This is a genomic window from Chitinophaga eiseniae (assembly GCF_012641265.1).
GTDB classification, from domain to species: Bacteria; Bacteroidota; Bacteroidia; order Chitinophagales; family Chitinophagaceae; genus Chitinophaga; species Chitinophaga eiseniae_A.
The window spans coordinates 74,835-99,384 of the sequence record NZ_JABAHZ010000007.1 but is presented as its reverse complement, the minus strand read 5'-3'; the positions used below and the strand labels follow the sequence as shown (position 1 = coordinate 99,384).

Here is a 24,550-nt window from a genome sequence, read left to right as displayed (position 1 = left end):
GCATACTCCGCAAAAGGTTCATTTCCTGACAACTAATTTATCATAGTATGAAATTCTTTATCGATACGGCTAACCTGGCGCAAATAAAGGAAGCCCACGATCTTGGCGTTCTGGATGGTGTAACCACCAACCCTTCTCTGATGGCTAAAGAAGGCATCAAAGGCGAAGCTGCTATTATCAAACATTACGAAGATATCTGCGAGATAGTAGATGGTGATGTAAGTGCAGAAGTATTCTCTACAGATTTTCAGTCAATTATTGAAGAAGGTAAAAAACTGGCAGCTATTCACCCCAATATCGTGGTGAAAGTGCCTATGATAAAAGATGGTGTAAAAGCTATCAAATGGTTTACCGACAACGGAATCAGAACTAACTGTACCCTCGTATTCTCTGCCGGTCAGGCTATCCTGGCGGCTAAAGCGGGTGCTGCTTATGTATCTCCTTTTATTGGTCGCATTGACGATACCAACTGGGATGGCGTGGAACTGATCGCTCAGATTGCTCAGATCTACAGCTTACAGGGTTATAAAACAGAAATCCTCGCCGCTTCTATCCGTAGCGCACTCCACATTGTGAAATGTGCAGAAGCAGGTGCAGACGTTTGTACCTGTCCGTTAGACTCTATCCTGGGCTTGCTGAAACACCCGTTAACCGATATCGGGCTGGCTAAGTTCCTGGAAGATGCCAAGAAAATGTAATCTTTACGATATTTTTTAGATGGTGTATCCCCGGTGCAGTAATTGCGCCGGGGATTTTTTTTACTTAAAATTTTTAAATATATTTTTTAAATTCAGCAAATAATATATCCACGTACAAGCATATACAACAGAAAGCCTTATGGGAAAATATATCCTTTCGCTCGACCAGGGAACCACCAGCTCCCGCGCCATTATTTTTGACCATGATGGCAGTATTAAAGCCGTTGCCCAGAAAGAGTTCAAACAAATATTTCCCCAGCCTGGCTGGGTAGAGCACGATGCGATGGAAATATGGACTACCCAGGCCAGCGTAGCTGCCGAAGTAATTCTGAAAGCACGGTTAACCGGCGAAAACATTGCGGCCATAGGCATCACCAACCAGCGGGAAACCACCATTATATGGGACCGCAAAACCGGCAAACCCATTCATAACGCCATCGTATGGCAGGATCGCCGTACCGCCGACTACTGCGACACGCTTATAAAAGAAGGCAAAGAACAGCTCGTAAAAGACAAAACAGGCCTTCGCCTCGATGCTTATTTTTCTGGCACCAAAATAAAATGGATACTCGACAATGTGCCCGATGCCCGCCAGAAAGCTGAAAACGGTGAACTGGCATTTGGTACAGTGGATAGCTGGCTGGTTTGGAATTTCTCTAACGGCAAATTGCACATCACCGATGTAAGCAACGCCTCCCGTACACTTTTGTTCAACATCCACGATATGAAGTGGGATGCAGAACTACTGGCGCTCTTTGATATTCCTGCCGCTATGCTCCCGGAAGTAAAACAATCCAGCGAGGTATATGGCTATTCTGAAGCTACGCTTACCCCCTACCGCATTCCTATCGCCGGCATTGCCGGCGATCAGCAAGCCGCCCTGTTCGGACAGCTCTGTACGCAACCCGGTATGATTAAAAACACTTATGGTACCGGTTGTTTTATGGTGTTAAACACCGGCGACCAACCTATTCCTTCTAAGAATAATCTCCTCACTACCGTTGCCTGGCAAATCAATGGTAAAACCAGTTACGCCCTGGAAGGAAGCATCTTCATCGGGGGCGCTGTAGTACAATGGCTCCGCGATGGATTGGGAATCATCCGGCACTCCGCCGATGTGGAAAACCTCGCTGCCACAGTGCCTCACAGCGATGGGGTTTACCTGGTGCCAGCCTTTGCCGGACTGGGGGCTCCTTATTGGAACCAATATGCAAGGGGGACTATGGTGGGGCTCACCCGTGGCTCTACAGCAGCACATATTGCCCGCGCCGCGCTCGACAGTATTGCTTTTCAAACCATGGATGTATTAAGGGCCATGGAAGCAGATGCCGGCATGCCTATCACAGAAATACGTGTGGATGGCGGCGCTACAAAGAATAACCTCCTCATGCAATTCCAGGCAGATATCGTGCATGTACGCGTAGTACGCCCTACCATCACTGAAACTACGGCGCTGGGCGCGGCTTACCTGGCAGGTTTGGCCGTTGGCTATTGGGACAGCATTGAAACCATTGCCAAACAATGGAAGATCGACGCCACCTTCGACGCCACTATGGAAGCGGCAGAAAGCAAGCGCCTGTGTGGAGAATGGAAACGGGCCATTCGCGCGGCCCAGGCATGGACAGAAGAATAATTATTTTCCACGTTTATAAACACCTTTTACAACATATGTCACCTTACTTAGCTGAAATTATAGGCACCGCATTTTTAATCGTTTTGGGAGATGGAGTGGTAGCGAGTGTCATACTCAACAAGTCAAAAGGCAACCAGGGCGGATGGATTGTGATCACCCTGGGATGGGGTATGGCCGTATTTGTAGGCGTATATGCCACTGCCAAATATAGCGGCGCTCACCTGAATCCGGCGGTTACTTTTTCGCAGGCGCTACAGGGAAAATTTCCCTGGGAGCAGGTACCAGGATATATAGCGGCACAGGTAGCCGGCGCCATGCTGGGTGCGCTGCTGGTATGGTTTTGCTACAAACAGCATTTTGATGCCACCACCGATGCTGATACCAAACTGGGCGTATTTTGCACCATTCCTGCTATCCGCAACAGCAAGTACAATTTCCTTACAGAATTCCTGGCTACCCTGGTATTTATTCTCGCCCTCTGCTTTATTACCGGTCCTACGGTAGGCCTGGGCGCTCTGGATGCCTTACCGGCGGGATTGGTAGTACTAGCCATTGGCCTGTCGCTCGGCGGCCCCACCGGCTATGCCATCAACCCGGCAAGAGATTTCGGTCCGCGATTGATGCACTTTCTCCTCCCCATTCCGGGGAAACGCGACAGCGATTGGAGTTATGCCTGGATTCCCATCCTCGGACCGCTCACCGGCGCAGCTGCCGCTGCCCTTTTATACAAGTACTGCCTGCAATAAAGATTCATGCAAAGAATAAAAAATTTATGCAAAGGAATATAAGCAGCAAAGACGCAAGGAGTCTATATCCTTTGCGTCTTTGCTGCTTATATTCCTTTGCGTGAATCTTATTTTCAAACAAACTTTCATTTTTTTCTGAAAGTTTTGTAACTTTGAGAATATTTAGCACTGGTACAGCGTTTGTCGAACGCTGTACAATGGAATGTGTTAAAGGAAGCCCGGAGTAGAACATTATTGCATTGCTGCAAAATATAAAAAGACGAATTATGATTCAGCCCAACATCCCGGAAACAACTCAACCGCGAATCGTCATAGTAGGCGGCGGATTCGGTGGCGTAAACCTGGCCAAACAATTAAGAAATGCCCCCGTACAGGTAGTATTATTGGATAGGAATAATTATCACCTGTTTCAGCCACTGCTGTACCAGGTATCTACCGCGGGCCTGGAGCCTGATAGCATTGCCTTTCCCCTTCGCGGCATATTCAGAAAACAAAAGAACCTGGTATTTCGTATGGCAGAAGTTACCGGCGTAAGAGATACCGAAAATATACTGGAAACCGGCATTGGCGAAATACATTACGACTACCTGGTTTTCGCCACCGGTAGCAACACCAACTTCTTTGGAAATAAAAATATTGAAGATAATGCCATCGGCATGAAATCGCTGATTGAAGCGGTACAAATCAGGAACTACGTAGTAAAGCAATTTGAGGAAAGCCTCTTGCTGAAAGACACGGAGGAAATAAAATCTAAACTCAATTTCGTGATGGTGGGCGGCGGCCCTACCGGCGTGGAACTGGCCGGGGCCTTTGCTGAATTACGCAAATACATCATGCCGAAAGATTATCCATCTCTCCCCCAGGATCTGATGAATGTATACCTCATTGAAGCCGGCCCCAAACTACTGGCCTCCTTCAATGAAAAAACCTCCCAAAGAACCCTGGAAGCCCTGCAACATATTGGCGTACGCGTAATGACCAACACCGGCGTAAAGGAATATGACGGCAAAACAGTTACGCTCAGCACCGGCGAGCAAATCCATACCCAGTCGCTCCTCTGGTCTGCCGGCGTGAAAGGCATCCCGGTAAAAGGAATTCCGGCAGATATTGTACTTCCCAACGGGCGCATTCTTGTAAACGAACTGAATCAGATAAAAGGCTATACGAATATATATGCTATAGGCGATATCGCCCAGATGACCAACGATTCCCGCTTCCCTAAGGGTTATCCCATGGTAGCCCAGGTTGCGATACAACAGGGAAAAAATGTAGCCCATAACATCCGCCTCTCCCTGGAAAATAAACCGATGAGAGGCTTCAACTATAAAGATCTTGGCAGCATGGCCACCATCGGAAGAAACCGGGCTGTTGCCGAATTTGCCGGCATGCGCCTCAGTGGCTACTTCGCCTGGATTGTTTGGATGGTGGTACACCTCATGAGCTTACTCGGATTTAGAAACAAATTGGTGGTATTTATCAACTGGTTTTACCGCTACTTTACCTACGAGCGTGGTACCCGCATTATCATTAAACGGGGAGCAGCCAACATTGTGAAACTAAGGCAAAGTGTCAATGGCTAATAATAAAAAAGGGAGATGAAAAAAATTCATCTCCCTTTTTTATTTACAAATATCGATTACTTCCTGTTCAGGATAGAGTTTAAGGTAATAGAAGATACCAGTTCATCAGCCCTTCCCCCCAATGCCCGGTAATACAGGAGAATGGTGTAGTTATTCTCCGTTTCCCACCAATTGCCCTCTGTTAACTCGGTATCTAACCTTGGGTTAGCCTTTCTCTTATCCACCAAACCATAGATGTAGTTATAATATCCCTGCTTCAAAAATAGGGTTCCTTCGTAGGCACGGGTTTCTCCATTGTAAGTAAGTTTGTTCTTATCGTTGCATTCGTAATTGGTCAACTCTCCATACAGGTACATATCATATCCTGCATAGGGCTCCGGCGCAGCAAAGGAAAAGTGCACGGATGCATAATCCCCCTCGAAATTAGGGTCGTAATCATCCAGTGTGGCCAGGTAATACCTGCCGTTAATATCCTTGATAAACTGGTATATCATATCAGACCGTTCCTTATCCGTTACTGCATAAATATCGGTGCTGTTATTATGATATTCCGAATGCTTCACCCTTTCCGTTTGCAGGCGGAAGCTACGCAAGTCGATCCACCGGTATTCCTTTCCGCCTGGCATAATACAATCCTGCTCAGCATTGTATTTTAATACGTTCCCATTAATAAATTGAGGCTTAAGGCCGGTGAGCGCATTATCCCAACGGTAATTCTGCAGTACCACTATTTTTATCTGGTCAAATGGATTCTGGATATTCAGCGCGCCCGTATTTACCTCAAAATTGATCTTCTGAAACGTGCGGAATAATTTTGGCGCAATAGGCTGTTGTATAAAACCAGATATGCCTGCCTTATTTTCTATTACAAACATCCGGCGGGTAAATGCCAATTGAGAAGTATCACTATCCAGGTATACTTTTAGCAGGTAATTGCCCGATTTTACCGGGTAACTATTGGTCCCCGGCAGCTGCACACTATAATGCGTATACCTTGCCAGGGAAACACTGGATAATTTATAGTTAAGTATCCTCGTTTCTGAAAAGCCCCGCATATAGTCGAACGGATTTACAGGAGCCGGTGTCCAATCGGCATTACATAATACAAAGGAGTAATAATAATTCTTCACATCATTGTCCATGTCATCAAAAGACAGTTCCAGCTTATCCCCAGAGCCGATGGTATACATGGGCATACTGAGCGGATCGCCGGCCTGGCTGAACTTTACAGACTTAATATTATTGTAGAAGACATGGTCCGGAGTAATAGCATTCACCTGCGCTACTATACTGTTGCTGAACAGGCAGGAAGCAAGGGCTATTAAAAAAAAAGCTGCTGTACGCATACGAGGTAATTGATGGCTTAAGGTACGACTAAAAGCCGAAAGGATACATATGCTTTCCGCTTTTCCCTATATTTGCCCATGCGTTTATCATTTTTTATCGCCAGACGGATTGCCTTTAATAAAGGTTCCTCTTTTTCAAAATTTATCATCAATATCGCCGTAGCTGCTACTGCGGTGAGCGTGGCGGTAATGATACTGGCAACTGCATTGGTAAACGGCTTCCAGGAAGTTATCCAGGAAAAGATCTTCAGCTTTTGGGGACACCTGCACATTAATCAATACCAACCCAACGCTGGCCCACTCACAGAAGAAATTCCCTTTACCAGCAGAACCAGCCTGATAGACAGCATTAAACTGGCCACCGGTATAAAAACAATCAGCAACTACGCTACCAAATCAGCTATCATTAAATCTGATAAAGAGATAGACGGTATCATCTTCAAAGGCGTTGACAAAAGCTATAACTGGACACAGTTAAAACGCTTCCTCCAGGCAGGTAACCTCCTGAAATTCAACGACTCATCCTACGCACCGGAAATAATGATTTCGGAATATACCGCCAAAGAATTAAAACTGAAGGTCAACGACAAAGCGATTATCTATTTCATACAAGGCGGCGGATTACCTCCTCGCGCCCGCAAACTAACGGTAACGGGCATATATAAAACGGGCATAGAAGAATACGACAAAACCTATGTGATCGGCGATCTCAACCTGGTACGCAAACTCAACGACTGGGCCCCCAATGCAGTAGGTGGTTATGAAATAATGCTCAACAGCTACCATAACATGGACTCCACCGCCCGGTATATCGACAACAACCTGCTGCCCGACCAGCTGTTTACCCGTACCATCCGGGATATCTACCCCAATATTTTCGACTGGTTACAACTACAGAACCAGAATGAACTCATCATCATCATCATTATGACTATTGTAGCCGTCATTAACATGATAACGGCTATCCTGATACTCATATTGGAGCGCACCAATATGATAGGCATCGCCAAAGCCCTGGGGATGCGTAACTGGAGCATTCAGAAAATATTTGTATACCAGGCCGCATATATTATCCTGATGGGAATATTCATTGGCGACCTATTCGGACTGGGCATCGCCTTCCTGCAACAAAGCACCGGTATATTTAAATTGCCGGAGGAATCTTACTACATGTCGGTAGCAGCAGTAGATGTACGCTGGATAGATGTACTACTGATCAATGCCGGCACATTTTTTATCTGCACCATCATACTGCTGATACCTGCCAGGATTATCCGCTGGATAACCCCGGTAAAAGCTATTCAGTTTAAATAGCTATTTCTTCTTAGTCACTTTTACATAGTCACGCAGGTAACTGCATTGCCCATATACCTGCTGGTAGAATTTCGTATCTGCAAAATTGGTAGCTAACAAAGGGAAATAACGGTTACGTATCAACGCGGACAAATACTTATCGCTGTCATTATTTTCCGCAGTATGTTTCTGCGAACAACGCGCCGCCATAAAAGCACACCTGGCCCTGAACTCCCGGTCGGTACTGGCCTGGGCAGCTTTCAGGTAATAGCTTTCTGCTGCATAGCAGCCAAAATACTGTTTCGTGAACGGATCTTTATCATAGGCACTGGTATACCAATCAGTTGATGGCCGGTAGTCTTTCACAAAAAACCAGGTCTTTCCATAATAAGAAATGCTGAATAACGCCGACGCATAATCGTAGTATACCGAGGAAGACACCGGCGTAGTTTTCATTTTTCCCTCCAACTGCACCATGCGTTCACAAAACTGCAATTGGTTGATGGGTTTATTATAGGTGCGGATAGCGGTATCCTCTCCAAAGTCCTGCAACTGTTCGCGGAATGCCTGGTAAGAAGCTGCCATAGCAGATGCGGGCGTTTTCTTAAACCAGTCGCGCGCATGACTGAAATCATGTACCCGCATATAGCTGATGCCTATCCGTTCACTCATATTGATCTCTTTTGGGAAGAAACGTACCAGGTAGGTTTCATAAGGCGTTTTAACCGGTTGACGCAGAAAATCATTCAATCTAATCAGCGCCGCAGTATTCATATCATCGGTGATCTGGGCTACTGCTGTTTCCCCGGAAACGCCATAGCCATTATGAAGCGAATCGCAACGCCCCCGGATCAGCGCTTCCTTTACCAGGTCGCCCTGCTGATGGTAACGGGGTGCCAACACAGCAAACAACAGGTTGCGGTATGTTTTCCTGAAAAAGGCGGGCTTGCCGGTATTGCCCCACCAGCCATCGGTGGAGGCACTTTCCGGTGTTTTGGAATCCAGCCATTTGAAAGACGCCAGCAGTTTGGATTCAAAAGTGCTGTCGATGGTTTTCTGTTGATTAATATTCACCAACAGGTTAATGATCTCCCACTGATCCCTGGTATCTGCATCTTTTGCTTTCACCGCATCGAGCCGGGCTTTGGCACCAGCATAATCCTTACCCATGTAAGATAAATAGGCAGACGAAATCCGCCACAGGTCCATATCCCGAAGCTTACCCTTATCTATCAGGCTATCCACCACCTGCTGCAATGCTTTTAACTGTATGAGCATTTTCCCTCTTTCTTCTACGGCATAATCCCGCATACTCACCATGCCATTTGATGCTATTTGTTCGAGGTAAGGACTTAAATAGCCCTGCTCCAGTTTATTCAATTCTCTACCCAATAAAATGGTCATTGTCGGAGAAGCAGGATCAAAAGCGTATACTTCCCGTAAACCCGCCAGGCTGAAGTCCGCATTCGCCAACCCATAAACGGCAGCTACTGTGCCTTTTTCATGGTTGTCTTTACACAGGGGATATACATCCCTGGCGGTAGTATTTGCCCACATCAAACCTGTAAAGCTGGGAATACGCAGGGATGGCGCTTTTTCAAATACGCGGGAAAACAGGTAGGCGCCTTGTACCGAATCCTTCATGCGCAGGAGGGCGCCGGCTTTTAGCGACAAGGCTTTATAATACACCAACGAGGAAGCTTCTTTTCCACCAAACAGCTTGTCAAAAGATGTCGCTGCTGCCGCGTATTCTTTGCTGTAATGCTGTAGCCTGATCAACTGGAACGCATATCGGTCGCGGATATCTTTGTCCCTTGTTTTATTGTATAATTCTTCTCCCTCCTTGTACAAATTTCCCAGCAACACAGTATTCCGTTCGGGAACAGACCAGGGATCTGCATTGATCACAGCGGGTTCGCAGGTTTTAGCGAACAGCAGGTAACGGGCAGCTTCCCTGTTTTTCTCTTTCAGTAAAAACTGGGTAAAAGTGTTTTGCTTTACGCTATCTGGCAGCAGGTTACTGCCATTGGCAATGATGGATAACTGCTCCTGGCTATATGTGTAAATACATTCCCGTATGTCCTTTACCGTTACCTTACTACCGGTATATCCCTGCCAGTCGGCTACATTGGCGGTTTCTTCAGAGGGAGTCGGATCGCTATAAAAAGTGGTTAGCGAGGTATAGTAAAAAGGTTCATATCCTTCTCCCTTTATAGTGGGATTAAAAAAGGAAACGTAGTAATCATAGGGATCTTCTTCTCCGCCACAGGAAAGGGTATAAATGATATTCCCGAAAAAAGCAATGCAAAAGCTAGTTAAAAATACGAGTGATTTTTTGTAGTTCATCCAATGGATAATTTTTAAGTGTCACGGAATCTAAATGATAAAATATAACAGCAGGATCGCTGGTGGCCAGCTGTGCTGCCACCATCCTGGCAGCGCCTTCCAGGCTCGGCTTATCAACGCTTTCACGCCGGATAACATTTCCTTTCCGGAGTGGATAGCCATTTAGTAAGGTATCCTGCTGTACGGTATATAAATGTTTTTTTCCTGGGGCAAAAAGCCGGGTGTTTTGTAACTCTCTTTCTCCCACGTTTCGCAAAATGCCCACATAGCCGGTATCATTACGAAACAACACGCTCCAGGAAAAAAGGGGTAAAGCAATGTCCAAAGGTAAGGGATAGTTGGCTACCCGTTGTTCGCCGAGGTAAGACGCCATCGTCTCCAGATCAAGGATAGAATTATGAGGGCCAGGCTTACGCAGGTCTCCCATATTATAACACATCAGCAGCCCCCTGTCTACAGGCGGTATGCCAGTGCGTACTTTATACTTGACCTGGTACATCCGGATAGTGGCAGATACCCGGCGATGCTGGAAAAAAGGCGTTTGCCTGATTTGTTTAATAAAGGAGAAATAAGCCTCCCGGCTGGTTTGTGTCCAGTCGCAGTCGAGCTGCACTTCGGGAATCCGCCCCGCTGGCAGGCTATCACACAGTTGCGCCATGAGCTTACTCACCTTGCCGGCCAGCTGTGGGTCGGGATGGGCCCATACTTCATTCATCAGGAATACTACCGGTATAATATCGGTATTAGCCGGGAGTGGAGCCGCCTGTTTAAAGATGGCAACCGGTACCGGCGCTTTGGTCACTTCGTCAATATCAACATCAAACAGCTTAATGTAAAGTCGTTTTGCAGGTAGTTGCTCCGCATATTGCAGTTCCTGGCTATTGCCGGTCCAGGCTTGCTTCCAATAGTAAAATGCCGGCGTTACCTTTCGCGGCATCCGCTGGTGACAAGAAATACAACCAAGCAACAGGCAAATAAGTATGATTCGGGGTATCATGACAGGTTAAATAAGTAATCGGCCGCAAATAATACCTGCAGCGATGGCCGCATTCAGCGATTCGGCGCCACCGAGACGGGGAATGGTGATCTGATGGGTAGCCAGGGCGGTTACTTCTTCCGTTAATCCTCTTCCTTCATTGCCAATCAGGATAATTCCTTCCTTTATCGCCGGGAAATCAGCTATGTTCTTACCATGTAAAGTAGCGGCATAAGAAGGCAGGGAGGTATTCCGCAATAATTCCGGGATATCGTATTCGGCTATACGTACCCTTACCATGCTACCCATGGTGGCCTGTATTGTTTTAGGATTATATACATCTACACAATCGGGTGAACAAATAATCCTGGAAATACCAAACCAGTCGGCAATACGGATCAGGGTACCCATATTCCCCGGGTCTTGTATGGCTTCCAGCGCCAAAACAACACTCCCCGGCTCCGGCATCGGATCTACCGGCGCCGGCATATCCAGCAAGGCCATAGCCCTGTTAGGCGTAGTCAGGGAAGATAATTGTTTAAGTACGGCAGATTCAACAGCTACAACGGCGCCTGCAGGTAAATTGTTTAACAGCGCCTGGTGCTGCTCCAGCCATTCGGCAGTGGCAAACACTCCTTTTACGGGCATGCCCGCCTGTAGCAGCTCCTGCACGATCTTATCCCCTTCTGCCACATACTGGCTGGATTTTTGCCTGTTTTTTTTGTGCTGTAATGATTGAATATATTTAATTTGCGCCTTTGACAACATGGGGCCAAACCTACACGATTTCTTTTAATCAGCCAAGAAGAGGCGTGATAACGGCTTACTCCCTGTTGGCTTTTTAAATGATTAATAACGTTTTCACCCGTGATGCTGCTGCCTCCAAATTCCAGATTCTTACTGCTGAAACAATTGCTGCTATTGGCTGTAGTATTCACGTTGGCAGCGTGCTCCAATACCAGGTATCTTCAATCCAATCAATCGCTGTACACCAGCAGTAAAGTGGTGGTAAAAGGCGATATCCTTAATTCCGAAAAACAGGATATCCGCAGCTCCCTTTCCTCCAAATCGCTGATGACACAGCAGCCCAATAAGAAATTACTCAACTCCCGTATCAAGGTATGGCTCTATAACCAGAAGTATAATGAGAAAAAATCAAACTGGTTCTGGAACCTCGTCCTCTCTAAAAGAAACCTGGAAGAGCCGGTGGTATACGATTCTACGAAAGCCAAAGAATCGGTGGACCGTATGACCAGCTATCTCCATAACCAGGGATTCTTTTATGCCACCGTTCAATACAGCGAGAAAACCAAACGCAGGAAAACCAGTGTTACCTACGAGGTAAATACCGGGAGAAATTTTGTGATAGATAAAATTACCTACGCCATACCCGATTCCGCCATTCTCCGCCTCGTTAAAGCCAATGAGAAATTATCCCTTATCCAGAAAGGAATGGCTTTCAAATCGGCCACGCTGGGCAGCGAACGGGAAAGGCTAACCCGCCTGATCAAAGATGCAGGCTATTATAAATTTAACCGCGATGCCATTGAATACAGCGTAGATACCCTCAATAAAGCCCTCTTCCGGAATAGCCTCAACCCCTTTGAAGGGCTGGTAAATATTTTCAATGAAAATAAAGGGAGAGATAAATTAACCATGGATGTGGAAATACGCATCAAAAACCCGGAGGACAGCACTTCCAGCTGGCAGCCCCACCACATTGGTAAAATTTATGTGTATCCCGATTTTTCACTGAACGGCAACCCGGCCGATAGCTCACTGAAAAAGGATGACCGGAAATATATCAACATCCGCTACCACCAGGAGATTCTACGGCCCAAAATACTCTCCAGGTCTATTTTGCTCAGGCCGGGAGAAACCTATTCCCTCCAACAGTACAACAACACGGTTAATAAATTATATGATTTGGGTATCTGGCAATTTGTGACCCTCCAATACAAAGAGCCCAAAGACTCCGTAAATACACTGGATGCCTACCTCTTCCTGACACCCCGCCGCAAACAGGAGCTGGGCGTTAGTTTCGAGGTAAGTAACAGTTCCGACTATACGTTGGGTTCAGGTATTACCCTGAACTACCGTCATATCAATCTGAATAAGACTGCTACCCAGCTGGGTATGAGCATCAATACGGGTATCGAACTGGTGAAACAGGAAACAGGCTGGACATTGCAGTCCAAACAGTTTGGAGGAGAGGTAAGCCTTACCTGGCCCCGCTTTGCACTGCCTTTTCATATCAAACAATCCAACAGATCAAATGCTAAAACCAGGCTTACGCTGGGCGCCAATTACCTGTCGCGCATAGAAAAATTTGATGTCACCAGCTTCAATGCCTCCTATGGATACGACTGGAATGAAACGCTCTATAAACGCTGGATTGTACGGCCCATTACGATCAACTATGTAGGCGTATCCCTTAATCCAACATTCCGCGACTCCGTGGTGAATACCAACCCCTACCTGAAACGCAGCTTCGAACCGGCATTGATTGGCGGGGAAAGTGTTTCGTTTATTTATAGCAACCAGGACCTGCTGCATCCCCGCCACTATAGCTATTTCCGGGTAAATGTGGAAGAATCCGGCGGATGGTTGAGCGGTATCAACAGCCTGGTAAATGGCATCTCAGGAAAGAACACCAACCTGGAAACAGCAACAGGCGTTAACATTTCCAATTTTGTGAAGCTGGAAGCGGATTACCGTCATTACTGGAAGTTGGGCATTCACAGCGGATTAGCCACCAGGGCGTATGCGGGCGTAGGTATCCCCTATAGTTATTCACAGGTGTTACCTTATGTAAGACAGTTTACTTCCGGTGGCCCAAATAGCATCCGGGCCTGGCGCCTGCGTACATTAGGGCCGGGATCCTTCAAGGACTCTTCTGCTACCGCACAGGCCTTCCCTGATCAAACCGGCGATATGAAGCTGGAAGGGAATATAGAATACCGTTTCGACTTGTTGAGAATGTTTGGAGGCAGCATAAACCTGAAAGGCGCTACCTTCCTGGATATGGGTAATATCTGGATGATCCGGAAAGATCCGTCCAGACCCGGCTCCGAATTCCAGTTAAGTCAGTTGTACCATGATCTGGCCATGGGTACGGGAGCCGGTCTGCGTTTGGACTTTTCATATTTCCTGGTGCGCCTCGATTGGGGTATTCCCTTGAAGGTGCCTTACTTTACCGGTAACAAAAACGGCTGGTACCTGAGTGAATGGGATCTGAAGAGCAGCCGCTGGCGCCGGGAAAACATTATCTGGAATATCGCTATTGGTTATCCGTTTTAGGGACGGTATTAGCCACAATAAAATCTTCCATATCAGTAGCATCTGTAAGCTTAAAATCACCGATACGGGTTCTGCAAAGGCTGCTCAGGTAAGCGCCACAGCCGAGCGCGGCGCCATAATCATTAGCTAGTGAGCGTATATACGTACCCGTACTGCAAACCACTCTGAAGTGTACTTCCGGCAGCTCAATTTTAGTGATCTCAAACGCGGTAATCGTTAACTTACGGGGCTCCACCTTTACATCCACTCCCTTACGGGCCAACAGGTAAATAGGCTTACCATTTTGTTTAATAGCAGAATGAATAGGTGGTAATTGCATAATTTCACCGATAAATGGCCGGGTACCCGCTATGATGGCCGCTTCATCGAGGTGAGCAATATCTTTAAAATTCTCTGGTTCAGATTCTTTATCAAAGGTAGGCGTGGTAGCACCCAACGTAAACGTGCCGGTATATTCCTTTTCCTGCGCCTGGTATTCATTGATTTTTTTGGTCATTTTTCCAGTACAGCAAATCAGCAGGCCCGTAGCCAGGGGATCCAATGTTCCCGCATGTCCGATCTTAGCTTTGGTGAGGTTCCTGATCTTACGTACTACATCAAAGGATGTCCATGTCAAAGGCTTATTAATCAATATAACCGCTCCTTCCTGGTAATTAACTATTTCGTTTGTTTGCATGGCGCAAAGATAGCTAATCACCATTAGCTTTCAGCCACCTGTAATGCTGTTATAGCCATGTTTTACGACCTGACAGACACTTACAAATGATGAAAAGCTAATATCTAAAAGCAGAAAACTAGTCTCTTTTTACTAAATTCACGGAATTTTCAGATTCATGGCATTAGAACATCACAAAGACGCAACGCTACGGCATCAGCAACAGGTAGATAATTCGCGCGACTACGTGCTGCCATTCATACAACTGGAGTTTCCGCAACTGGAAGGCCTCCGGGTAATGGAGGTAGGATGTGGCGAGGGCGGAGTATTGACTCCTCTCCTGGAAAAAGGCTGCCACTGCGTAGGCGTAGACCTCGCACCCGACCGGATAGAACTGGCCAAAAGCTTCCTCCATAAATACCTGGAAGGTGGACAATTAAAACTAATTGCCAAAAACATCTATGACCTTGATTTCCTGGGAGAATTCCGCCACTCTTTTGATGTAATTATTCTGAAAGATGCCATTGAACATATTCCTGACCAGGAAAAAATCATTGGCCACCTGAAACAATTACTCACTCCCCGCGGACAAGTGTATTTTGGTTTTCCACCCTGGTATATGCCACACGGAGGACATCAGCAGATTTGCGCCAACAAATTCCTCAGCATGGTGCCTTATATCCACCTGTTGCCAAAACCCTTATATAAAGGTGTTTTGCGGTTATTCGGAGAAGGAGATGATGTGGTTGTAGACCTGATGGACGTAAAATCTACCGGCATTTCCATCGAACGGTTTGAACGTATCGTAAAACGTCAGCAATATAAAATTACACAACGCAGATTTTACCTGATTAATCCTATTTATAAATATAAATTCGGCGTCAGCGCAAGAGTACAGTGGAAGCCCATTGCGGCCATTCCTTTCTTCAGGAACTTTGTCACCACCTGCGTGTATTATATGATTAAGCCAATATAGGCACTAAGTAAAAAGCTGTTGAGGCGAATGATCTTTGCGAATATTTAAAAATCGCGGAGATTATTCGCCTCAATAACTTTATGCTTTAAGCTTTCGGCTTTATGCTTTATTCCATATTTCCCAGGATGCCTCTGCCTGTAGTATCAGCATTTCATGCCCATTTTTAATGGTAGCTCCCTGCGCTGCACCCTTTTGCAGGAAGGCCGTTTCTGCAGGGTTGTATACCAGGTCGTACAGCAGATGCCTGGAACTGAGGTATTGATAAGGTATTTCGGGGAAGGTATCTACTTTGGGATACATACCCAGCGGCGTAGTATTCACAATCACGGTGTGCGCCTCCATGGTAGCCTGATCCAGCGCCTCATAGGCAATGGCGCCATTTTCCGGCCGGCGGCTCACTATGGTATAGGTAATACCCAGTTGTTCCAATGCATACATAATAGCCTTGGCGGCGCCGCCGGTACCCAGTACCAAAGCCTGGGTATGATGTGGTTGCAGCAACGGTTGCAATGATTTCGTAAACCCGATCACGTCGGTATTATATCCTGTTTTCTTTCCACCGTTAAAGTGAATGCAGTTTACAGCGCCAATACGTGCGGCCGCATCGCTTAGCTCGTCCAGGAAAGGAATCACCACTTCTTTATAGGGAATGGTTACATTTAAACCCTGTAGCTGCGGATGTTCTTCCAGCAAAGTGGTAAACTCCGTAATACCGGGTATGGGATAATTTTCATACTGGCAACCAGTGATGTTTTCCTTTTCAAACTTCTCCTTAAAAAAACCCTTTGAAAAAGAATGGCTAAGCGGATAGCCAATAAGTCCATACATCTTCATGAAACTATAATTATAAATACTACGGACAATATCTTATTATAAGTAGGAAGATCCTGGAGAACCTGAAATTATTGCGGACAATAATCTTCGTTCCCCAGGATCTTGCTGAATGACTTGTTATGGCAGTTATTCTCTGTCGAGAAACAGGTTAAACGTATCTCCTCTCAGCCCTACACGCATGGCTTCCAGTGAAATCACCTCATTGGGAGCCAGGTTACCGAGGTTGGCATTGCAGCCTACCAGTTCCAGGAAATAGAGCTGTTGCGCTTTCTGAGGCGCCTCCCAGATAATTTTTTCGGCAGGTATCTTAGTCAGGATTTCCTGTACCAGTCCTTCACGCACTTCACCACTACCGCGATAAATACCAACGTTACCGCTCTCGCGGGCTTCTGCAATTACGTAGGTAGCACCGGCCGACAGTTCAGCACTCATCAGTTCAATCCATTTATAAGGGGGGATGATGTGTTCTGCGTCTTTTGATCCTACTTCGCTCAATACCAGTCCTACTTTCGACAGTTTTTCAATATACCCGCATTTTTCAGCATGGGGAATAATGATAGAACCGTCTGAAACTTCCATGTAGCTGATACCATAATCTTTTACCACGTTGATATATTCCTCAAACTGGTTGCGGATTACAAAGGCTTCAAACAGGGTTCCGCCAAAGTATACAGGAATGTTGGCCGATTGATACAATTCAATTTTTGCGCGCAGGTTGGGCGTAACGAAAGCAGTGCCAAAGCCAAGTTTAAGGATATCGATGTGAGGGCCTGCAGCAGATAAAAAATTTCGTGCTTCTTCCAAACTCAGCCCCTTGTCCATTACCATGGTTAATCCATGCGTACGGGGCTTCAGTGTCCTTTCCGGGATTTGTGTCAGATTAAAATTCATTTGAAATATTTTTATCTTCTTATTGGTCAGTAAAACACATGCTAATATTCGCCAGGCACTTCGGGATAGCGTAGATGCAATTTTAATAACCGGAAATACTGTTGACTTTTGTTCATGACAATTAAAAGCCGGCGCAAAAATAAGAAGTATACTTTATTTTATTAAAGTAAATAACATTGGTTAACGTTTACGGCGGTATTGTGCGATCAAATCCACCACACTAACATGTTGTAATACAGCAGGATCAAGTTCTACCAGCTTTTTCACAATTTTTGGGGCCTGTTGCAGCGCCGTTTCCAGGTGCAACAACCCTTCTTTGGTTTTCCCCATGGCTATCAGGATAGCAGCCCGGTAATACATGAATATGGGTTTACGTCCGGCCTTTTCCTCTGCGATAGAGAGTTGTACCAGGGCCTCCTCCATAAATCCGGATACATACAAGCCTTTCAGGAGTGTTTGCCAGGTAACAGCACTCTTGGGCCGGGTACGCACTGCGTTCATGAAATGAACCAGGGCATCTTTATTCTTTCCCAGCTCCAGGTAGCATTCACCCAGGCTCATATTGTATTCAGCGTTGGTTTTATTTATTTTCAATGCACTCAGTAACGATTTAACAGCATTGTCCCAATTAGACTCCATCATATAAGCCACCGCAATCTTATAGTACAACTTATCATCATTGGGGCTCAGATGCGATGCTTTCCGGTAATAGTAACGGGCCTGGGTAAATTTGCGTTGCCGCTCATAACAATGCCCGATGGCCTCATAGATCACATCCTCCGGCTTCGCTATTTCCAGGTGTTTCTGTAATACTTCGATGGCATCAGCATACTTACGCAAACGGATATAGGCATCACCCATATTGCGATAAGCATAATCAAATTTTTCATCGATGGCTACGGCATACTGGTAAGCGTCGATGGCTTTCTCATATAGCTTCAATCCCTGGAAAGCCGTACCCAGGTTGAACCAAGCCAGCTGATTAAAAGGATGTTCGTCTATAATAGCGGTATGTAAACGGATACTTTCCTCGTTTCGGCCCGTAAACTCTGTCCAGAAACAGATCTTGTGCAGGGCTTCCTCATTGTTGGGGTCATACTCCAGCGCCATCTTCAGGCAATCAAACACTTTCTCAAATTCCTCCCAGTCATCATATACATCTGCCAGCTCGAGCAACAACTCTGTTCTGTCGTCGCCGGAAAACTGCTCTATCTGTTCTTCCAGCACAGCAGCAGCCTTCTGGTGCTGATTTAGCGCCAGGTAAACATCTGTCTGTAAAATGTATAGATTAATATCAGTGCGGTCCAGTACTTCTGCTTTGTCCAATAAATCCAATGCTTCTTTGTACTTCTTGGTTTCTATCAGTAAGTTGGCCTTCTTTAGTAGTAGTGTGGAGGAATAAGGAAACTGTTCGATGGCTATTTCTGCGGCCTGTAATGCGATCGGCATTTCGTCATGCTCGTCATAATAGTCTATGATCTGCTCAAATGAATCTTCGTCCAAAAAAGAATGAGACTTACCTGCCCGGAGGTTTTCAAACTGCTGCAACAAGTCTCTCAGATCATCAAAATCCTCGTTTAAAAATGAAAAGTCTTTACTCATTACTGTAAATATAGTACTTTTATCTATGACAAAATATGGAGCGAAAACAAGCTTTTTAAATATTTTTTAACAATTCTTTGTGATTTCTTCGTATCTTGCGTTAAGAATATGTTATCGGATATATTCAGAAGTTTGTACATTTGTTATACAATGAAAACGAAAAAATACATATCACGGACTTTTTCGTTGTCTTGCTTGTTGGCAGGCGCGCTGGCGTTCTTCTCGCTCAGCGTGTTGGCAAACAGTAATTTTTTGCCTTCTGACAATAATAAGGACAAAACGAAAAAAGCAGCAGACAATCAGCACTTTGTGTTGAATACTGCTATGCCTAAAACCAACCTGGGCCTCGACGCAGCTTACCGGTATTCCGGTACCTTCAGCTCAGACTTTAAGTTTACTGCTCCCAGCAATAGCAACTATAATAGTTTGATCAACTTAAAAGCGGTAACCACCTATACAAGAGGAAATGTTACTTATGTAGTTCCTTCCAACGTACAGGTGCAGTCTCAACCGCCTGGAAATATGAATTTTCAGAAGTTGCAGATTATACTGCCACTTAAGAAAGGGTAATAAACTTTACGTTTCTTCAATTACAATATGGGCCGGTTAAAAAGTTTCACAACTTTTTAACCGGCCCTTTTCTTTACATCTTTTTCAGTTCTTCCTGGCTAACCTCTTTATACCCCGTTTTAGGCACATCAAAATAAGAAGCAGGAATGGGATATAGCTCTATTTTTGTAGCAATAACGCGGGTTTTAGCCCCCGTTTTGGTCACAATTTCAAACTCCAGCGGAATACCCTTCAGGTTTACAAAACGACGGTTATACTGCCTGTTTTCGGGTATCAGATCTACGGCATAGTATACCTCGAAAGTCTGCCCATCTGGCATAGTTCCTATGGCCCTTCTGCACGCATATCCCGCTATCTGCTTGGTTTCAGCCTGGTCTTTAAATTGTACGTTTTCATACTGTTTCAAATCCTTCTCATACTGATCTTTACTGGCGCGGATCAGGTATTTGTTACCATGCTGGTCTATCAGGGTGGTCATGGTTTCTGTTCGGCTGTTGATCAGGTAAGTATAATGAACAATGTTAAAGTTCATATCTATCCTGCTCATGGGCCCGCGCATGTATTGTGTAAAAGTGCTACCCTCCAGCATGGCATCCATTTGCAGCTGCTCGGGAGGCAGCTCCATTTTATAAACAATCTTAGCATCCGAAACAGTACGTTGCGCCATCAATGTACCTGAGAGGTACAGGAAAACAACAGTTAATAACAACCGGTATGACATAGTGTGGTGTGTTTATTCAGTGACAGCTGGCCATGGTCAATAAAACCAGCTACCAGATAAGCTTTTCCTTATTCAAAAAAGCGGCTATTCCGCGTTTGCAATCTTCATGTCCACGGGTGGCAGCGTTCAATTCTGCCGCATGCAACAGCCCGTCTTGTAATGGTAAGTCCAACACTGTGCCAATCAATTTTTTGGTTACTTTCAGGGAATTGGCAGATGCTTCTGTACATAGACTGGTAGCCACTTTGGCCACATGAGCAGCTATTTCACCGGCGGGTATCACCCCTGTAATTAGGCCATCGGTAGCCGCTTTTTCGGCCGTTACCAGCTTCCCGGTCAATAACAACTCCCTCGAGCGCCCCTCCCCTATTTTTCTTACCAGGAAAACCGCTACCAATGCTGGAATGAAGCCGATTTTCACTTCGGTATATCCCAGCAGGGCCGATGGTACGGCATAACTCAGATCGCACAGTGTTACAAGTCCGCAGCCACCGGCCACGGCATGCCCTTCTACCTGGGCTATTACTATCTTGTCAAGTTCGTAAATCTCCCGGAATAGCTGCATCAGCTCCCGGGAATCGGTGAGATTTTCATCATAGGTATTTTGCTGCAGTTGCTGCAAATATTCCAGGTCAGCCCCCGCACAAAATGCTTCCCCATTTCCCTTCAATACCACCACTTTAACGGCATCATCGGCGGCAGCAGCCCGGAATGACTCCCTAAGCTCCGCTACCAGTAAGCCATTCAGCGCATTACGCTTCTCCGGACGATTCAGGGCAATGGTGGCCACCCGGTCACTCACGGTATATTGTAAAAAAGAAAAAGCCATAAACAAAGAATTAAAAATAACCTTGTTTATGGCAATCTAAGCAAAAAAAATTTAATGGGTAATCTCTTGTATTACCTGCCCTACATTACCACTGGGCATCTGTATATGCAGCAACGCAGCCAATGTAGGCGTAATATCTGTCATACCCACCGTGCGGTTGGTTTTGCCGGGCTGTATCCCCCAACCCATCCATACCAACGGGATATGTGCGTCGTAAGGATACCATAAACCATGTGTGGTACCGGTGTTGCCGCCGTCTATATAACCGGGCGACAGCACCACTTGTATATCGCCACTGCGTTTGGTGTTAAAGCCATTGGATAACATAGTACGCATAGGCTCCGGCAAAGTGGTAGCCATCAGGTGATCAATCGCAAAAGCCTTTGCTATGGCCGGTGAACGCAATAGCTGTGCAATAATAAATTGTTTGATTTCTTCTTCATTTTTATTACCCCTGGCAATGGCATCATGATTTAACCAGAACTGGTAATTGTCGGTCGCCTTTACGGCACCTTCTACGCCAAACCTGCCAGCCACCTGTGTATTCAGGTCTTTCAAAGCTGCCTTATCATCCCAGGTGCCTCCGGGCAGTTTGTTTTCCGCCATAAAGCCCGGTACATGTGCTACACCATGATCGGCAGTAATGAAAAACAGGTACTGGCCTTTGCCCACTTTGGCATCCAGGTAGTTGAACAAAGTAGCCAGGTCCTGGTCCAGCCGCAGGTACGTATCTTCTATTTCTACGGAATTGGGACCAAACTGGTGACCTACATAATCGGTGGAAGAAAGACTTACCGCCAGGAAATCTGTTACATTACCTTTCCCCATGTCATATGCTTCGATGGCTTTCTTCGCAAATTCCAGCGTCATCGTATTGCCAAATGGAGAAGCAGCAATGGCGCTGTTGGCCATATCTCCCAAAGCATGCGGGAAAGAAGTGTTACTGGCATTTTTAAACTTGCCCTCATAGGATTTTTCATCTGCTGTACTGAGGGTATAGGTAGATACCGGGTACAAGGTAGTCCACGGCTTATTGAGATATTGCTGCGGGTAGTGCTGGTTATTAAATTCCTGCGCCCAGCCGGGTAATTCATTCATATAGTACGTGCTGCTTACCCAGTTGCCGGTGCTGGCGTCATACCAGAAAGCTGCATTGGCGCTATGTCCGGCAGGCAAAATCGCCCCCCGGTCTTTGATGGCAACGCCTACTACTTTGCTCTGGAAGTTGTTGGATACTTTCAGTTCATCACCGATCGTAGTCACGAGCATATTATGGGGACTCATTTTCCCTGCAGCAGAGCTGCTACCGATAGTGTTCACCGTGGTATCTTCTGCACAGTATACTGTACGACCCAGTTCGGGGCTGAACCAGGTGTTGCCGATAATACCGTGGATGGCCGGAATAGAGCCGGTGTACACACAGGTATGGCCACAGGCGGTAATGGTGGGGGTATAATTAATCAGGGTATTTTCACAGGAGAAACCTTCCCGCAACAACCTTTTAAATCCTCCTGCTGTGTACCGGTTACTATAGCGGTACAGGTAGTCCCAGCGCATTTGATCTACAACTACACCCACTACCAGTCTGGGTTTCTCCGCTTTTTTGTTACCGGTGGCGGTGGTCCGATGGTTAAATGGTTTGGGTGAGGTTGCTTTCTGCGCCTGTGTAGTCATGATAGGAAACAACAGGGCCGCAGCCAGGAAATGTGTAAATTTCATCTGATCTTGTGTATTTAAAAGTCACTGTAAAACAATTACATAAGACGGTATTTTTCCCATGGAGGGGTACCTCAAATGCGGATCAAGTTTACAAAAACTATTATTTTAATACCTTTGTGTCCATTTTAAATGGAATGAATTAACCATTACATAATATATCGTATGGATATTTTCGAGAAACTGCTGAAACATTTGGGCCCTATCGGGGAGCATTCAGACAGAGCCCATGGCTATTTCGCATTTCCTAAACTGGAAGGAGAAATAGGCCCCCGCATGAAATTCCGTGGCAATGAAAAGATTGTCTGGAGCCTGAACAACTACCTGGGCCTGGCCAACCACCCGGAAGTACGTGCCACTGACGCCCAGGCTGCCGCCGACTTTGGGATGGCGTCTCCAATGGGAGCGCGCATGATGAGCGGTAACACCAACTACCACGAGCAGCTGGAAAATGAACTGTCCGATTACATGGGCAAAGAAGCCACTACTTTACTGAACTATGGCTACCAGGGTATCATGAGTGCCATTGACGCTATTGTAGGCCGTAGAGACGTAATCGTATATGACGCAGAGTGCCACGCGAGTATCCTGGATGGTTTGCGTCTGCATCCCGGAAAACGTTATGTGTTCAAGCATAACGATATGGAAGATTTCGACAAACAAATGAAGCGTGCAACTGAACTGGCTAAAAACCAGGGTGGTGGTATACTCGTGGTAACAGAAGGCGTATTTGGTATGGCCGGCGACCAGGGTAAACTGAAAGAAATTGCTGCTTTCAAAGATAAATATGAGTTCCGCCTGTTGGTAGATGATGCTCACGGATTCGGTACCATGGGTAAAACTGGTGCTGGTACTGGTGAAGAACAAGGTGTTCAGGACAAAATTGACCTGCTGTTTAATACTTTCGCAAAGTCCGGCGCTTCTATCGGCGCATTCATCAGCGGCGAAAAAGCCATCATCAACTACCTGCGCTACAATATGCGCTCCCAGATCTTTGCTAAATCAATTCCCTTACCCATCGTAATCGGACACCTGAAACGTGTACAACTGATGCGTGAGCACCCGGAAATGAAAGCTAAACTGTGGGATAATGTAAATAAACTACAGAATGGTCTGAAAGCACGTGGATTCAATATCGGCAGAACCAATTCACCGGTTACGCCTATCTACCTGCAGGGCGATATTCCTGAAGCAACCGCGATGTGTCTCGATCTGCGCGAAAACTATAACATTTTCTGCTCTATCGTAGTATACCCGGTAATTCCTAAAGGCCAGATTATTTATCGCCTGATCCCTACCGCTGCCCACAGCGATGAGGATATTGAACTGACCCTCAAAGCATTTAGCGAAACCAAAGCTAAACTGGATGAGAAAGTATACGAGGTAGCAGAAATTCCAATGGTATAATTGCTGTCACACATAAAATATAAAAAGCCTTCCTGCTTATTCGGGAAGGCTTTTCTATTAAAAAACGGGAAAAGGCCAGAGGGGTTATAGCAACAGGGAAGTCGGGCACAAATGCTAAATAAAATACAAAAGGGCTGATGTTACTCAGCCCTCACTTCAAATCGTTCTTTCACTAGGTGTAATTTTTCATTAGATTTCATCAGGACATGGTAGAGAACAAATGGTTTTCATAGAAATTGGAATAACCAAGTGATTCCAAATATTTTATAGGGATAAGTTATTTCTAATTCATTTCTGCATCATCATCGATGCTTACCAAAAGTAGGTCAGTTTTCAGCAAAAACTATCACACAAAGGTACCATTTTGTTAATAGCTTGTTAAAGGTTCAGACTGCAACAATAAATCACTAACCTCTGAAAACGCCTCCTTT

The 24,550-nt window shown here is 45.8% G+C and carries 20 protein-coding genes; 9 read left to right on the top strand and 11 right to left on the bottom strand.

The window, feature by feature from the left end:
- Positions 1-47: 47 nt before the first annotated feature.
- The 4 genes from fsa (at position 48) to HGH91_RS24685 (ending at position 4,657) form a co-directional block, all read left to right on the top strand.
- Positions 48-698 (top strand): fructose-6-phosphate aldolase, encoded by a 651-nt coding sequence (fsa, locus tag HGH91_RS24700; protein ID WP_168741575.1) that lies wholly within the window; start codon positions 48-50, stop codon positions 696-698.
- A gap of 139 nt (positions 699-837) precedes the next feature.
- On the top strand, positions 838-2,331 hold the full coding sequence (gene glpK, locus HGH91_RS24695) for a glycerol kinase GlpK (RefSeq protein WP_168741574.1): 1,494 nt from the start codon (positions 838-840) through the stop codon (positions 2,329-2,331).
- Between the two features lie 35 nt (positions 2,332-2,366).
- The gene (locus HGH91_RS24690) at positions 2,367-3,077 is read left to right on the top strand and encodes an MIP/aquaporin family protein (protein WP_168741573.1); all 711 of its coding nucleotides are present in this window, start codon (positions 2,367-2,369) and stop codon (positions 3,075-3,077) included.
- A gap of 266 nt (positions 3,078-3,343) precedes the next feature.
- Positions 3,344-4,657 (top strand): NAD(P)/FAD-dependent oxidoreductase, encoded by a 1,314-nt coding sequence (locus HGH91_RS24685; RefSeq protein WP_168741572.1) that lies wholly within the window; start codon positions 3,344-3,346, stop codon positions 4,655-4,657.
- Positions 4,658-4,713: 56 nt separating this feature from the next.
- Here HGH91_RS24685 and HGH91_RS24680 read toward each other — a convergent pair whose 3' ends face one another.
- Complete coding sequence (locus HGH91_RS24680) at positions 4,714-6,003, bottom strand: DUF5103 domain-containing protein (RefSeq protein WP_168741571.1); 1,290 nt, start codon at positions 6,001-6,003, stop codon at positions 4,714-4,716.
- Positions 6,004-6,081: 78 nt separating this feature from the next.
- Here HGH91_RS24680 and HGH91_RS24675 point away from each other — a divergent pair, with 78 nt between their 5' ends.
- Positions 6,082-7,317, top strand: a complete 1,236-nt coding sequence (locus HGH91_RS24675; RefSeq protein ID WP_168741570.1) for an ABC transporter permease — start codon at positions 6,082-6,084, stop codon at positions 7,315-7,317.
- On the opposite strand, the gene HGH91_RS24670 is transcribed toward HGH91_RS24675, so the two are convergent.
- Genes HGH91_RS24670 through HGH91_RS31310 form a run of 3 tightly spaced genes read right to left on the bottom strand, consistent with a single transcriptional unit; the run spans position 7,318 to position 11,386 of the window.
- The gene (locus tag HGH91_RS24670) at positions 7,318-9,642 is read right to left on the bottom strand and encodes a hypothetical protein (protein ID WP_168741569.1); all 2,325 of its coding nucleotides are present in this window, start codon (positions 9,640-9,642) and stop codon (positions 7,318-7,320) included.
- Positions 9,608-10,639: a hypothetical protein gene (locus HGH91_RS24665; RefSeq protein WP_168741568.1), complete on the bottom strand. Its 1,032-nt coding sequence runs from the start codon at positions 10,637-10,639 to the stop codon at positions 9,608-9,610. Before HGH91_RS24665 ends, HGH91_RS24670 begins: the two co-directional genes overlap by 35 nt.
- Positions 10,640-10,645: 6 nt before the next feature.
- Complete coding sequence (locus tag HGH91_RS31310; protein ID WP_410493816.1) at positions 10,646-11,386, bottom strand: TrmH family RNA methyltransferase; 741 nt, start codon at positions 11,384-11,386, stop codon at positions 10,646-10,648.
- Between the two features lie 153 nt (positions 11,387-11,539).
- Between HGH91_RS31310 and HGH91_RS24655 the strand changes: the two genes are divergently transcribed.
- Complete coding sequence (locus HGH91_RS24655; RefSeq protein WP_168741566.1) at positions 11,540-13,918, top strand: BamA/TamA family outer membrane protein; 2,379 nt, start codon at positions 11,540-11,542, stop codon at positions 13,916-13,918.
- Here HGH91_RS24655 and truB read toward each other — a convergent pair.
- On the bottom strand, positions 13,899-14,594 hold the full coding sequence (truB, locus tag HGH91_RS24650; protein WP_168741565.1) for a tRNA pseudouridine(55) synthase TruB: 696 nt from the start codon (positions 14,592-14,594) through the stop codon (positions 13,899-13,901). The two genes, HGH91_RS24655 and truB, sit on opposite strands and share 20 nt — an antisense overlap.
- 157 nt (positions 14,595-14,751) lie before the next feature.
- Between truB and HGH91_RS24645 the strand changes: the two genes are divergently transcribed.
- Positions 14,752-15,549, top strand: coding sequence for a class I SAM-dependent methyltransferase (locus HGH91_RS24645; protein WP_168741564.1), 798 nt, complete (start codon positions 14,752-14,754; stop codon positions 15,547-15,549).
- Between the two features lie 99 nt (positions 15,550-15,648).
- Here the strand turns inward: HGH91_RS24645 and HGH91_RS24640 are convergent, their stop codons facing one another.
- The 3 genes from HGH91_RS24640 to HGH91_RS24630 all read right to left on the bottom strand — a co-directional run bounded on the left by HGH91_RS24640 (position 15,649) and on the right by HGH91_RS24630 (position 18,876).
- Positions 15,649-16,383: a shikimate dehydrogenase family protein gene (locus tag HGH91_RS24640; protein ID WP_168741563.1), complete on the bottom strand. Its 735-nt coding sequence runs from the start codon at positions 16,381-16,383 to the stop codon at positions 15,649-15,651.
- Between the two features lie 126 nt (positions 16,384-16,509).
- On the bottom strand, positions 16,510-17,274 hold the full coding sequence (locus HGH91_RS24635; protein ID WP_168741562.1) for a phosphosulfolactate synthase: 765 nt from the start codon (positions 17,272-17,274) through the stop codon (positions 16,510-16,512).
- Between the two features lie 180 nt (positions 17,275-17,454).
- Complete coding sequence (locus HGH91_RS24630; RefSeq protein ID WP_168741561.1) at positions 17,455-18,876, bottom strand: tetratricopeptide repeat protein; 1,422 nt, start codon at positions 18,874-18,876, stop codon at positions 17,455-17,457.
- Positions 18,877-19,026: 150 nt separating this feature from the next.
- Here HGH91_RS24630 and HGH91_RS24625 point away from each other — a divergent pair, with 150 nt between their 5' ends.
- Entirely contained in the window at positions 19,027-19,446 is a 420-nt protein-coding gene (locus tag HGH91_RS24625; RefSeq protein ID WP_168741560.1) for a hypothetical protein, read from the top strand.
- A gap of 73 nt (positions 19,447-19,519) precedes the next feature.
- On the opposite strand, the gene HGH91_RS24620 is transcribed toward HGH91_RS24625, so the two are convergent.
- The 3 genes from HGH91_RS24620 to pafA are packed head-to-tail and all read right to left on the bottom strand — an operon-like array spanning position 19,520 to position 22,715.
- Complete coding sequence (locus HGH91_RS24620) at positions 19,520-20,167, bottom strand: hypothetical protein (RefSeq protein ID WP_145672542.1); 648 nt, start codon at positions 20,165-20,167, stop codon at positions 19,520-19,522.
- 49 nt (positions 20,168-20,216) lie between these two features.
- A complete protein-coding gene (locus HGH91_RS24615) occupies positions 20,217-20,996 on the bottom strand; it encodes an enoyl-CoA hydratase/isomerase family protein (protein WP_168741559.1) in 780 nt (259 codons plus the stop codon).
- Positions 20,997-21,047: 51 nt separating this feature from the next.
- The gene (gene pafA / locus HGH91_RS24610) at positions 21,048-22,715 is read right to left on the bottom strand and encodes an alkaline phosphatase PafA (RefSeq protein WP_168741558.1); all 1,668 of its coding nucleotides are present in this window, start codon (positions 22,713-22,715) and stop codon (positions 21,048-21,050) included.
- Positions 22,716-22,877: 162 nt separating this feature from the next.
- Between pafA and HGH91_RS24605 the strand changes: the two genes are divergently transcribed.
- Complete coding sequence (locus tag HGH91_RS24605; RefSeq protein ID WP_145672547.1) at positions 22,878-24,119, top strand: aminotransferase class I/II-fold pyridoxal phosphate-dependent enzyme; 1,242 nt, start codon at positions 22,878-22,880, stop codon at positions 24,117-24,119.
- Positions 24,120-24,550: the final 431 nt, after the last annotated feature.

Excerpts from the sequence above, each read along its gene's own strand:
- HGH91_RS24670 (WP_168741569.1), bottom strand. The coding sequence starts at position 9,642 with ATGAACTACAAAAAATCACTCGTATTTTTAACTAGCTTTTGCATTGCT.
- HGH91_RS24635 (WP_168741562.1), bottom strand. The coding sequence starts at position 17,274 with ATGAATTTTAATCTGACACAAATCCCGGAAAGGACACTGAAGCCCCGT.
- HGH91_RS24690 (WP_168741573.1), top strand. The coding sequence starts at position 2,367 with ATGTCACCTTACTTAGCTGAAATTATAGGCACCGCATTTTTAATCGTT.
- HGH91_RS24630 (WP_168741561.1), bottom strand. The coding sequence starts at position 18,876 with ATGAGTAAAGACTTTTCATTTTTAAACGAGGATTTTGATGATCTGAGA.
- HGH91_RS24665 (WP_168741568.1), bottom strand. The coding sequence starts at position 10,639 with ATGATACCCCGAATCATACTTATTTGCCTGTTGCTTGGTTGTATTTCT.
- HGH91_RS24685 (WP_168741572.1), top strand. The coding sequence starts at position 3,344 with ATGATTCAGCCCAACATCCCGGAAACAACTCAACCGCGAATCGTCATA.
- HGH91_RS24680 (WP_168741571.1), bottom strand. The coding sequence starts at position 6,003 with ATGCGTACAGCAGCTTTTTTTTTAATAGCCCTTGCTTCCTGCCTGTTC.
- fsa (WP_168741575.1), top strand. The coding sequence starts at position 48 with ATGAAATTCTTTATCGATACGGCTAACCTGGCGCAAATAAAGGAAGCC.
- HGH91_RS24620 (WP_145672542.1), bottom strand. The coding sequence starts at position 20,167 with ATGTCATACCGGTTGTTATTAACTGTTGTTTTCCTGTACCTCTCAGGT.
- HGH91_RS24615 (WP_168741559.1), bottom strand. The coding sequence starts at position 20,996 with ATGGCTTTTTCTTTTTTACAATATACCGTGAGTGACCGGGTGGCCACC.
- HGH91_RS24640 (WP_168741563.1), bottom strand. The coding sequence starts at position 16,383 with ATGAAGATGTATGGACTTATTGGCTATCCGCTTAGCCATTCTTTTTCA.
- HGH91_RS24645 (WP_168741564.1), top strand. The coding sequence starts at position 14,752 with ATGGCATTAGAACATCACAAAGACGCAACGCTACGGCATCAGCAACAG.
- HGH91_RS24605 (WP_145672547.1), top strand. The coding sequence starts at position 22,878 with ATGGATATTTTCGAGAAACTGCTGAAACATTTGGGCCCTATCGGGGAG.
- glpK (WP_168741574.1), top strand. The coding sequence starts at position 838 with ATGGGAAAATATATCCTTTCGCTCGACCAGGGAACCACCAGCTCCCGC.
- HGH91_RS24625 (WP_168741560.1), top strand. The coding sequence starts at position 19,027 with ATGAAAACGAAAAAATACATATCACGGACTTTTTCGTTGTCTTGCTTG.
- truB (WP_168741565.1), bottom strand. The coding sequence starts at position 14,594 with ATGCAAACAAACGAAATAGTTAATTACCAGGAAGGAGCGGTTATATTG.
- HGH91_RS24675 (WP_168741570.1), top strand. The coding sequence starts at position 6,082 with ATGCGTTTATCATTTTTTATCGCCAGACGGATTGCCTTTAATAAAGGT.
- HGH91_RS31310 (WP_410493816.1), bottom strand. The coding sequence starts at position 11,386 with ATGTTGTCAAAGGCGCAAATTAAATATATTCAATCATTACAGCACAAA.
- pafA (WP_168741558.1), bottom strand. The coding sequence starts at position 22,715 with ATGAAATTTACACATTTCCTGGCTGCGGCCCTGTTGTTTCCTATCATG.